The organism is Candidatus Limimorpha sp., assembly GCF_056203535.1.
On sequence record NZ_JBADWU010000048.1, the window covers coordinates 43052 to 54764 of the forward strand.

9 protein-coding genes and 2 tRNA genes are annotated in these 11713 nt (G+C 44.3%); 8 read left to right on the top strand and 3 right to left on the bottom strand.

What is annotated here, in order from left to right:
- Positions 1 to 3 precede the first annotated feature (3 nt).
- The 5 genes from AC06MN_RS05510 to AC06MN_RS05530 are packed head-to-tail and all read left to right on the top strand — an operon-like array spanning position 4 to position 5418.
- A complete protein-coding gene (locus AC06MN_RS05510) occupies positions 4 to 1422 on the top strand; it encodes a hypothetical protein (RefSeq protein ID WP_475671353.1) in 1419 nt (472 codons plus the stop codon).
- Position 1423: 1 nt separating this feature from the next.
- Positions 1424 to 1726 (top strand): hypothetical protein, encoded by a 303-nt coding sequence (locus tag AC06MN_RS05515; protein ID WP_475671354.1) that lies wholly within the window; start codon positions 1424 to 1426, stop codon positions 1724 to 1726.
- A 21-nt stretch (positions 1727 to 1747) separates the two neighbouring features.
- Entirely contained in the window at positions 1748 to 2035 is a 288-nt protein-coding gene (locus AC06MN_RS05520) for a hypothetical protein (RefSeq protein ID WP_475671355.1), read from the top strand.
- A 4-nt stretch (positions 2036 to 2039) separates the two neighbouring features.
- Complete coding sequence (locus AC06MN_RS05525) at positions 2040 to 2801, top strand: hypothetical protein (RefSeq protein ID WP_475671356.1); 762 nt, start codon at positions 2040 to 2042, stop codon at positions 2799 to 2801.
- Positions 2794 to 5418 carry a hypothetical protein gene (locus AC06MN_RS05530; protein WP_475671357.1) on the top strand — a complete coding sequence of 875 codons (2625 nt, stop codon included), beginning with the start codon at positions 2794 to 2796 and terminating at the stop codon, positions 5416 to 5418. The genes AC06MN_RS05525 and AC06MN_RS05530 overlap by 8 nt, the downstream gene beginning before the upstream one ends.
- A 222-nt stretch (positions 5419 to 5640) precedes the next feature.
- Here AC06MN_RS05530 and AC06MN_RS05535 read toward each other — a convergent pair whose 3' ends face one another.
- The 3 genes from AC06MN_RS05535 to AC06MN_RS05545 form a co-directional block, all read right to left on the bottom strand.
- Positions 5641 to 6765, bottom strand: coding sequence for a tyrosine-type recombinase/integrase (locus AC06MN_RS05535; RefSeq protein WP_475671358.1), 1125 nt, complete (start codon positions 6763 to 6765; stop codon positions 5641 to 5643).
- A gap of 130 nt (positions 6766 to 6895) precedes the next feature.
- A tRNA-Ser gene (locus AC06MN_RS05540) sits at positions 6896 to 6982 on the bottom strand.
- Positions 6983 to 7023: 41 nt separating this feature from the next.
- Positions 7024 to 7111, bottom strand: a tRNA-Ser gene (locus AC06MN_RS05545).
- Between the two features lie 214 nt (positions 7112 to 7325).
- Here AC06MN_RS05545 and AC06MN_RS05550 point away from each other — a divergent pair.
- From AC06MN_RS05550 to AC06MN_RS05560, 3 genes are all read left to right on the top strand, one after another.
- Positions 7326 to 8975 carry a helix-turn-helix transcriptional regulator gene (locus tag AC06MN_RS05550; RefSeq protein WP_475671359.1) on the top strand — a complete coding sequence of 550 codons (1650 nt, stop codon included), beginning with the start codon at positions 7326 to 7328 and terminating at the stop codon, positions 8973 to 8975.
- Positions 8976 to 9114: 139 nt separating this feature from the next.
- A complete protein-coding gene (locus AC06MN_RS05555) occupies positions 9115 to 10584 on the top strand; it encodes a GWxTD domain-containing protein (protein ID WP_475671360.1) in 1470 nt (489 codons plus the stop codon).
- A gap of 30 nt (positions 10585 to 10614) precedes the next feature.
- Positions 10615 to 11505 (top strand): lysophospholipid acyltransferase family protein, encoded by an 891-nt coding sequence (locus AC06MN_RS05560; RefSeq protein ID WP_475671361.1) that lies wholly within the window; start codon positions 10615 to 10617, stop codon positions 11503 to 11505.
- Positions 11506 to 11713: the final 208 nt, after the last annotated feature.

The window sequence follows — 11713 nt, forward strand, 5'->3', positions numbered from 1 at the left end:
GACATGAATATAAACTCATTTTCACAGAAGCCACAGGCAGGAAGGACTTACGCCAAAAACGAGGTGCCTCCATTCGTCATCACGACGCAAGACACGCTTCTTGCGGTGCTGACAATAGGAAACGAAACCATTTTCCAAGGCAGCTTCAGTCCCGACTTCAACGGACAGATTTCTATTGATTTCAAGGGGTTGTACGACAACTACCTGCAAACCAACATCCCGTCATCGTCGGGGAACGAAATCGTACACACTTCTTACCGCAGACAATTCACAGCCACGTTCTATGTGCTGATCGGGGAAGACACGACTGGCGACCCCGCAACGATGTCGTGGTATGTCGCCAACGCAAAATGGAAGTCAAGCTCTTTGTTCTATACTTACGCAAACAGAAACTTTCTCTCCAACCAACCAATCGAGAAAGTGACGAATTACGAATCACCCGAATGGGTTTCGTGGATGGATCTATCGGGAGCGACAAGGTTGGACGTCAGATTCTATAAGAATGCAGGTGGCAGTATCGACGAGACGATTTTCACCGCTGAAGAAGCCGGATGCTTCAGCGTGAATGTGCGATACAGCCGCCTCATCAGGATGCTTGATGTGCTTGCACGGCATCTGAAGGGATATTACGACATCATCCTGTATGAGACGAAACACGACACAGAGGTGTGCCGACAGCGTTACATTTACAATGAAAGGACTGGCAAAGAAAAATACTACTGCTTCGTTAACGCGCTTGGCGGCATCGACACGCTTATCTGTAATGGCGAAAACGTATTGCAGCCCGACACGGCACATAACATCGGTCGTTTTGCCGACAGTTACCGCGCATTGGACGACACTGATGACCAACGGAAATGGTCGCAAGCAATCGGTATGATTCCTTCCAGGCATCGGAACTGGATATATGAAATTCTCACATCGAAACAAGGTGCAGAGAAATATGATCCTGAAGCGATGGACTATTACGGAATCGTCGTTGACGCATCAGACATCAGCATGGGCGACAACGCACAACTCGTTCCTGCATCATTCTCTTACATTCTTGACGATACGGACAACACAATTTCCGACACGGAAAGGGCAGTCGGTCGGTCGCTTCACCAGAGCGTAGCCGATGAAGCGGAAGCCTTCGACGACATAACCAAGAAGACGACAGCCAAGTTCGAGGAGGATGGGCAAGGCAACTTCACGACTGAAGAAATAGACATTGGCGTGACTAAACTCTATGTGAGCGACACGCGCACCTACCATGCAGTAGGAGAGCCGCCAATTTACTATTTCCTCGATGGCAGCGAAACCGCCGAAGGCAGCTTCACACCAGGCGCAGATCCATACATAATCAACAAGAGCAAAGGCGAGACGATACGATTCGCAACACAAAACGATGCCATCGAATCGCTGCTCATAAACTATTACTGAAATGGGTAAGATTATTCGACACGCAACTTTGGAAAACGCACCATTTTGGTTTTTCGCATTATTATCAGCTGGAATCGGAATTGCCGGGTTCATCGTTCCACCGCCTGGCGAACTGCATCCAAGCATCCTGAAATTCATCAGCTGGATGTTTGCCTTCGATGCACTGTGGGTGTTTTTCAAGGCATTCAAGGAAGGTTTAGATGCGCGATTCCAGAAAGGTGACGTTTCGGTGACTTTGGGCAACCTCGACAAAGCAGGACCCATCGCGCCAAGCGAGGAAGAAATTGAACAAGAAGATGTTTAACATTTAAAATACGTATTAAAAATGAGTACAAATCAAATCAAACAACTGAAAACTGAGGGAAACTCGGTACGCTTCGAGGCACAATCAAATGAGGGTCGCATCCATCTTGAAGGCACAGGTGCAATCGTCTGTGAGGTATCGACGGATGGCGAACACTACCGCACGGTTGAACATGAAGAGGAATTCGACACCAATGGCGTGTGCGAAGCACCGTTCAAGTTCTACATCGGCGACCGAGTGCGCTTTTCGGCCACAACGCTGACCAAAGCATGGATTAACAACGAGAATGTTCAACTTGCAAACCGTTAATGACATGGAAGGATTCGATTCAACTAAAGGAGGCTTCAACGGGACGATTCTTCCCGCTGGCGGCGGCGACCAAGGCGGCACCTCATTCGAGGACTTGGGCTATTCGCCGTTTGACGCGACACGCACAGCCGAAAATCCTTATGAGATTGGCGACGTTGTGATTTACAACGGAAGCCTCTACAAGTTCACCGCAAGCCACACCGGTGCTTGGACAGGAACAGATGCTGCGCCTACAAGCGTGGAGGAACTTATAAGGGAGAAGTCGGTAGAAATCGTCGACAACCTTGAATCCTCGGCTACTGAAAAGGCCCTGTCCGCAAATCAGGGTCGTGTGCTCAATGAACGTGTCAATAACCTTGAAGGCATTGGCAGATTCCTTTCATTGTGGAATGCTGAAACAGGTCTTGCAGAAAGCACACCGCCACAGTTGCCTTATATTTATGATAACGGATGCTATTTCCGTATCGGTGCATTACCAGCATCGGGAAGCATTCTTATGCCGGACGGAAGTCAGTACACGGGAGAAGCAAGCACAACTGCATACAGCGGCAGTCTGACGCTTGAAGTCGGTGACTTGTTTGTTTATGATGCAGGTTCCGATGCTTGGCTTGCCCAGAAGAATCAGGTCGGTGGTAAGGTTCAGGATGTGAAGGTGAATAACACTTCCATTCTTGTCAATGGAGAGGCGAAGTTTGCCAGCGAAACCTGGACCGCAACACTCACAGACGGAACAACGGTAACGAAAAAGGTTGTGCTTTATGATTAACGACAACACAGCAAGATTATTCTTTCCCGAAGGGGAGGTCAGGGAGTTGGCCTCCCCGCAGGGTTTGTTTTGGGAAAGAGAAATGCGGGAATTGAAATCCCGTCTTGAAGCCGCCTATGTTACCCGCGACAACGGCATCAAGGGGCTTAAAGCCTTTGGTGCAACCCCCGTCAAGCATAAGGCGGATAAACTTTGGGGCAGGTATGTGCCTTGTGAATATATTGAGAGTAGCGGTACGCAGTATATTGATACAGGATATAAAACTACAAGTGAAAAAGTAGTCTATGACTTTACGCTAATTGATAACGAACGAATAAATGGCAAATCTTTATTTGGGTCACAATTATCAGGCTCACCATATTCAGGTGTATTAAAAAAAGTGTTATATGCTGGTTCAAGCACAGCATTGAATGTTGGATATTCAATGTCTCCAGATAAAAGGCATTGTGTTTTAACACTTAATAATGGTAGTGCAACACTTACACAAGATGGTACACAAGTAGGTCAAGCAAGTTATAGTGGTACTATTGAAAATAATAGAGATATTTATGTATTCGCAAATAATAGCAATAATACTGCTACACAAAACTCAACATATAAGTTGTATCATTTTTTAATTAAAGATAATGATGTAATTGTCCGTGACTTTATCCCCGTCAAAGATGTTGTTTCCAATGTCTATGGTCTTTGGGATAGAGTTAACAATAAATTCTACGGCAACGCAGGAACGGGTGCGTTTACGGGTGGAGAACTGATTCAGCCTATCTCTTATGCAGAGAGTGACGGAACAGCGTATGTTGATACGGGATATACATTTGAAAACTCAACCAAGATAGACTTTACATTTATTAGGACGGGTGCAAATCAAGGCTATACTGATACCGAAAGTCGTGGTAATGTTTGGTTTGGTCATAATGGTAGCACAGGTACGGAACTGATGTTAGGTTGGGGTACTGCTGGAAATGCAAACTATTTTCGAGGGGTTGGCGGTACTGCGTTTGATTCTTGGAAACCATCTTTGAACACTAAATATCATATAGAATTTACTTATGAAAAAGGTAATGGACAATTATATGTTGATGGTGTCAAGAAAGGTAATACTGCAACAACAACAAACTCTACTGATGGTAGGACAATTCTTATATTTGGTGCTCGTGATAATTCTGCAACAATTCTTTACAATAAATATAAGTTATACAATGAAGTCAAAATATGGAATGGTGATACACTTCTTTCTCACTACATCCCCGTCCGTATAGGTACAACCGTTGAACTTCTTGACCTTGTTAATTGGACTTTTGCTACTCGTGTAGGCACATTTAACGCAGGGATAGATATTCCACTTTCACAAATTTGCCCAGATATTATCAAAGTTAATACGGGAGATTTGAAGTACGGAGTTGGGAAGAACTTGTTTGATAAAACAAAATATAATCAAGCATCTTCTTGGATTGGATATAATTATAAATATGTTGAAATACCATTACCTAATGGAACATATACTATTCATTGGGATATAAGTAAGGGAAGAAGTAATTTATATTGGTTGCTACAAGTAGATGGAAGTGTAAAGGGTACTTCAAGTCCAGGCACTGGAGGTACTTGGTTATATCATGCTGATATTTCCACTTTGCAAAAAGACACATTTACATTTACTGTTACGGAAGGATATGTATACTTAACTTGTTCATTTGGTGGATTTTTTAGTTATCTTGCAGATATAATAGATACTATTCAAATAGAAGCAGGCTCTACTGCAACTCCTTACGAACCTTATGCAAAGACTATCCGAACTGACGGAGAACATAAGGTTATAATCGGCTCACAGGGTGTTGTGGATTTGGGGAGTTTGAGTTGGACTAAACAGAGTGGTGGTGTATTTATGACAGATACATATACGCCATCTGATAGAGCAAGAAATAGTAATGCGTATTGCAAAGAATATCCCATTACCAATAAATCAAACCCCGGTGACAAAACTATGTATATCGATGCGGCTCACTCTTATAGATTATGGTGTAGGGATGATGATTTTGCTAATGCAGATGCCGCCTCTTTCAAAGCCGCTATGAGTGGTGTAATGCTCTACTATCAAAGAACTACTGATAGTGCTTTTGTTGCTCCTCAAATAAGGGATATTAAGATGCTCCTCTCAGCCGATAGCAATCTTGATGTTCAAGACGGCACAAAGACTGAGGCTTGGGCGGTTAAGGTGCTTGATGGGACGGAAACTATAAGCAGATATCAAACAAGCGGCAGAGTATTGTTTGATTTACCAAACAAAGCACGTAGCAGTGATATTATGTGCTCTCACTATAAAAAAGGAGCAAGTGCAACTGATAGCGAGCCTAAACCGTTTATATTTAGTCAGTCTGCGTCTATTTCCGTAATTATAGGTGACGATGTAAACGCAGTTGATGTGGAAACTTTCAAAGCCTATTTTGCAGAACAATACGCCGCAGGACATCCCGTAATCATACTCTATCCGTTGGCTACTCCTGCAACGGAACAAGTCACAATTGCTCCGATAGCATCTGCAAGGAGAACCACTTATGTAGCAGATAGCGAGAGTGAACTCGGGAAACTCAATCTCGAACTGAAGTTTCTAGGTAAGTAACATAAATTCAAACAACAACTTTTAAAAACGACAAAAAAAACATGGATGTAAACTATAATTTGCCAAACGATACTAATTGAATAAATAAAATCCTCCAATCAAATCGGTTGGAGGATTTTCTATTTTTATTTGGGCGTTCCGGCGCAGCCGTCGGGCTATACGTTCAGACATATTCGACTCGCAAGCGGCGTCGTCTCATACTCACTGCTATCCCTAACGCGGTCAGAAATGGATGACATCGCACTTGCGCCTAATGTCGTCAGCCCTTGACTTGCCAACATATTTCTGTGTCATTTCGAGGCTGTGATGGTCTGCAAGTTCCTGCACCATCTTGGCTGGCACGCCAGCCTCGAGCATTTCAGTGATGCCTGTGTCTTTCAGGCTGTAGAACTGGTAGCAATCCGGAAGCCCAAGTTCTTTGCGCATGTTTGACCATGTGCGACCCGTGTCGCGCGTGGTCAACATTTTTTTTCCTGGTCTATAACCATCCGAAAACAGGAATTGGTCCGAAGTCGCGCTCTTGATGAAGTCAGCCATCAGCAGTGCCAAATCCATCGGCATTGAGATTTGCCGTTCGCAGTGGTTCTTGGCCACCGATGCCGGAATGGTGATGAGGTTATTCTTCATGCTTACATACGACACCTTCAACATGAGCAGCTCTTTCGGACGGATAAGGCAGTGATAGGTGAGTAGGCAGATGAGACGGAACCCATCCATCTTTTCGCGCACCAAATAATCCAAGATTTTCTCCCTGACTTCAGGCGGAATGATCGTGCGTTTCTTTTCATCCACGCGACGCAGCTTGATGGACTGAAAAGGATTGTCCTTGGTCAATCCCTTATCGACACAAAAGTTCAGGAACTGCCCCATGAATCGCACATAATTGTTGTAAGTCTTTGCCGAGATGTCACGTTCCTCTACATGCAGCATGTACTGTTGTGCCGATTGCCTCCCAAACTCATAAATCGGTTTGTCGGCCATATTATATAAGGTGCAGAAATTGAGGAAAGACTTCATCATCGAATCATAACTCCTGAGGCTGTCGGGACGGATGCCAGCATACGACTTCTTGTAGAGCTTCACGGCCTCTTCGATGGTGACAATCTTCGAGAAGCCAGACTTCTCCAAAACGGGGTTCCATCCCTCATACAGCTGCTTGTTGATTTGCTGTACCTGCATTCGCCCATACTTCAAGCGTTCACGCTTGTCGTGTATGTGGTTCAGCTTGATGCGCTGCCGTGCAAGCACTCCGGTGCCAGGATCCTTCACATAGAAGACGATAATAGTGCCTGAACTCGTATCGTGAAGTTCAGCTGGCTTGAAATCGACAAAGATTTGTGATGACATTTTTTTTTGTTCCTTTCATTTTTCTTGCGAAAAACATTGAAAAGGAACTGAATGACTGACCCGATTTTGACCCGGCAAGTTTTTAACATTGCTTTAAATTGCTGACTGTCAAAAACTTGCCGAGATTTTGCGGAGAGAAAGGGATTCGAACCCTTGGACCACAAATGTGGTCAACGGTTTTCGAGACCGCCCCGATCGACCACTCCGGCATCTCTCCTTTACAGGTTCGGGTAAAATAAAAGCGACTTGCGAGTCGCTTGGCGGAGACAGAGGGATTCGAACCCCCGAAGCCTTTCGGCTTAACGGTTTTCAAGACCGCCGCTATCGACCACTCAGCCATATCTCCGCTGCAAAAGTACAAAAATTATCAATCAAGCAAGTGTTTTGCGAAAAAAAAACTTTTCTCCCGCTTTTTTGAATGGTGATGCGAATGTTAAGTAAAACTAAACCAATTTGATAAGTATTGTTTTGCGTTTTCAAACTATTTTTCAATTCCATTCTAAATGCTGCTTGTTTCGCCCAAAATTTCTATATTTGCAGTGCGAAAACGCTCCGAAAAAGTGAAAAACAGAGGCGCAATAGAACGGATTCTGCTGTTTTTGCTCGTCATCCTTGCCGGATGTTCGGGCAAAAAATCGGCTTTTGATGTGCTTGATGCACCGCATCACGATGCGGAACTCAGGCAAATCGCTGAACTGATGCAGGATAATCCTGAGATGGCGTTCGATAGCGTCGTGAAATATGAAAATGTGGCTGAAAATTGGTCCGTCGCCGACCGCAACGAGTGGCATTTGCGTTATGTCGAATCGGCTTACAAGACCCGCCAGCTATTGGATAGTTGCCCTGATTTGGAGGAAGTTGCGCAGTATTACGACAGTTTGTCACTGCTTTTCCCCGAAGATGAAACTCTGCTCGGTTTGCAAGCACGCGCCTATTATTATAAAGGTGTGATGGCTTCGATGCAGAATGAAGATTTAGAGGCCACGCGCTCGTTTCTGCATGTGCTTTCCTTGATGGAGAAGAATGACCAAAATCAGGGAAATGCTGATGATAAGCGTTTCATTGCCTTGACACACACACGTTTAGGCGAAGTGCTCTATTATTACGGCATCAACGATTTGGCGCGTAAGGCTTTTATTCAGGCTGCCGGTTTGTTCTCCGATTTGAACGATACGGTTGCGCTTGCTTCCATGTTGCGCAACGAGGCTGCCATTTGCCAGGCGGAGAAATCCTACGACATGGCTCTGGCAAAATTCTCTGAGGCTCAGGGACTTGTCCCGATCGATTCCGTGGTTTTCTGTCATTCCATTGGGTGCAAGCTCTATGAAATGCAGCAATTCGACTCGGCAGCGGCTTATTTGGAGCGTTCTTTCGATTTGGAAGACCGTTTCGCCCGCACCGATGCGGCTTCGCGTTTGGCCGACATTTACCGTCGTAGCGGCGAATTGGAGAAAGAGGTCTATTACACGCGCTATTATGTCGGCAATGCCTTGATGGAATCGAATCTTGCATCAGCAAAAATGGAAATTGAGTTTCTGTGTTCTAACCATGAAAAGGAGGTTGAAGCCACTGGTGACACGAAGCAAAACGCTGATTTCCTGAAATATCTGATTCCTTTGGTTTCGGTTTTGGCCATATTTGGGATTCTGGTTTATGTGATTGTGAGAAACCGCCGCCGCATTAAACACATTGAGAAACAGATAACCACAATTGAGGAAAACAGGCAGAAAGATGAGATAAATGAAAAGTCGGGAAAAGAGCCAGCGATTACTCAAAAAAGCGACAATCAACTTAAAATAGGAAAATCCGCCTTTGATACGTTTGATGAAGCATGGCAGCATTTCAATGAATGTCAGGTTTGCATAAAGATTAAGAAATCGGTGAAGGGAAAGGACATCATGATTAAGAGCGTGGCGCAATATCCGCACATCAAGTTGAGTGAAAAGGATCTCATCGATTTGGTGCAAGCGGCAAATTCAAGTTTCGGCGATTTTTCCTTGCGTTTGCTGAATGCCTATCCCGATTTGACTACGGGCGATGTCAGGCATTGCGCTTTGGTGCTGTTGGGCATGAACGATGCGGAGATTGCGGCACTTGAAGGCATCTCGTATAGTGGGACAAACCGAAGAACGAAGAAGATTTCTGGTGTCTTTATGACCAATCTAAGCCTTCAGACCTTCCTGATGTCGTATTTGAAAAGTCTGTTTTAAACAATTGAATATAAATGGTTTATAGCGATTTTGTTGAGAATTGTAGAGAAAGTATTTAATATAATAAAGTGATGGTATCAAAGTATATTTTACTTTTGTGCGTGTTAAATGAATCTGATAACAAAATAATGATTTTATAATGAAGAAGATTTTATTCTTACTGTTAGGTTTGGCATTGCCGTTTTGCACAATGGCACAACACAAGATTTTGAGGCCTTACCTCAACACTACAACCTATTCGGCACCTGGCGAAACGCCTTTTGTCGAAAACGCTATGGCTTTTGACTGCAAGACCTCTGTTTACCAGCAGTTTGAACCGGGTAAATTCCGCGCGACGGTCGAAATCAGCACCATCATTAAACATGAAGGCGCGGTGGCTGCCTATTCGAAAATTGCGCTCAATAGTCCTGTGGTCAGCGATACGGCTGCTTTAGATGGCGCTTTCATCGACCAACAGCGTTTTTCGCTTCCCAATGGCGAATATGAAATGGAGATTTCGGTGAAAGATGTGAATAATCCTAAAGGCCTGGCTGCTACTGAAAAGTCTACGGTCGTCATTGATTTTCCAAAGAATATGCCTACCGTTTCAGACATTTTGCTTTACGACAGTTATGCAAAGGCTGCGAAACCTTCCACTTGCACGAAAAGCGGCCTGGATTTTGTGCCGCGCATCATCGGCTTCTATGGCGCAAAGGACACCAAGCTGAATTTCTATACGGAATTGTACAACAGCAACAGTCTTTATGCTGAAGGCAAGTATCTCGTCAGCTATTTCATTGAGTCCTGCGAATCGACATCAAAAATGAGTGGTTTCAGTTTCTCGAAACGTTATGATGTTGCCGAAGCCAATGTGCTGATGACCAGCATCGACATTTCGGAACTGCCGACCGGCAATTATTACCTTGTTGTGGAAATGCGCGACAGAAGCAACACTTTGGTTGCCTCCAACAGTGCCCGTTTCCAGAAAAGCAATCCGGGAGTGGGTTACGACATTGCCGACTTGAATTCGGTTTATATTGGAAACACTTTCGCTTCCGCCATTACTAATATCGACACTTTGAGTCAGTATATCAAGTATTTGGATCCTGTTTGTTCGGAAGCCGAAAGGAATTACATTCCTACGATGCTCCGCGAAGGCAATTTGAAAACCATGCAACAGTTCCTTTACAATTTTTGGAGCGAGCGTACCCCTATGAATCCTGCCGAAGGTTGGAACGATTATCTTGCCGCAGTCAAAAGCGTCAATGCATCCTATACAACAACCTCATTTCCAGGCTATCGCAGCGACCGTGGCTATGTCTTCCTGAAATATGGCGCTCCTGACCGAATCATGGAAAGTCCAAACGAGCCAGGAGCCTATCCATACGAAATCTGGCATTACTATGAGGTTGCAAATCAAAGAAATAAGCGTTTCGTTTTCATGACAAAGGATTTCGTCACCAACGACTATCATTTGATTCATTCCGATGTCATCGGCGAAATCAACAATCCGCGCTGGCAACTTGAAATCTATTCCCGCATCTACGGCCATGGCTATGACGAAGGTGTCGACCAAACGCAATATGAAGGCGGCACAAGAGCTGGCGACTTATACAATAATCCAAGATAATTGCTGACGTTTCCATTCATAACTAATAAGGTGAGAAAAATCGGTTTTTATATTGCAAAATTATGGGCTTACGGACTGGCTATCACGCCTTTCCGTTTGCTTTACTTGCGATCTGATATCTATTTTTTGCTTATCTATTACATTGCGCGATACCGTCGTAAAGTTGTCCGGCAGAATTTGCTCAATTCCTTCCCCGACAAGAGCCGTGCGGAGTTGAAAAGGATTGAAAAATCGTTTTATCATAATCTTTGTGATGTCATTGTGGAGGCTTGTAAACTTTTGGTAATGAAACCAGAAGAGTTGAAAAAGCATGTACATTTCAAGAATCCGGAAATCATCATGCAGCTGTATGATAAGCAGAAGAGCCTTTTCCTTGCTTTGCCCCATTCGGGCAATTGGGAGTGGCTCGGAAAGTTGATGCATACCCTTTCGCCCCATAAATGCGCCGCCATTTACAAGCGTATTCAAAATCCTGATTTTGATAAGTTCATCTATGATATGAGGACGAATTATAATCTTGACATGGAGCAAATGTTAGAAGCTCGCGTGGCTTTGAAGTATTTGCTGCAACGCAAGGAATACCTAAACATGGCGCTTATCGTTGCCGACCAGTCGCCAATGGGCTTGAAATCAGATTATTGGACGGAATTCCTACATCAGGATACTTGCTGGTTCACCGGGGTGGAGAAAATTGCAAAACTGCTTGATTACGCAGTCGTGTTTGCGGGCATGAAAAGGGTGAAGCGTGGCTATTATGAAGTGGAGTTTGAATTGCTTTATGAAGACGTGAAGGAAGCCTCAAATGGTTCTGTGATGGAAAAATACGTGAGATGTCTGGAAAAATTCATTCAGGAAAATCCAGATAATTGGCTTTGGTCACACCGAAGATGGAAACGGAAGAGAGCGGCGGAAAGTGTTTAAGAGGAAAGTTTTAAAGTGGAAAGATGAAAGATAATAAGGGGAAAAGTGAGGAATTAGGAGAAAAAAGGAAGGAATAAGGATTACAAGTGCGCCCTGAAAGGGCAGCCTAACCGAGCGAAGGGCAAAGTGAGCGACAGCGAACGGCACCCTTTGCAAACAGCGGAAAGTGAAAAAGTTAGGAGTAAATAGCTCCCTGAGCCTGTCGAAG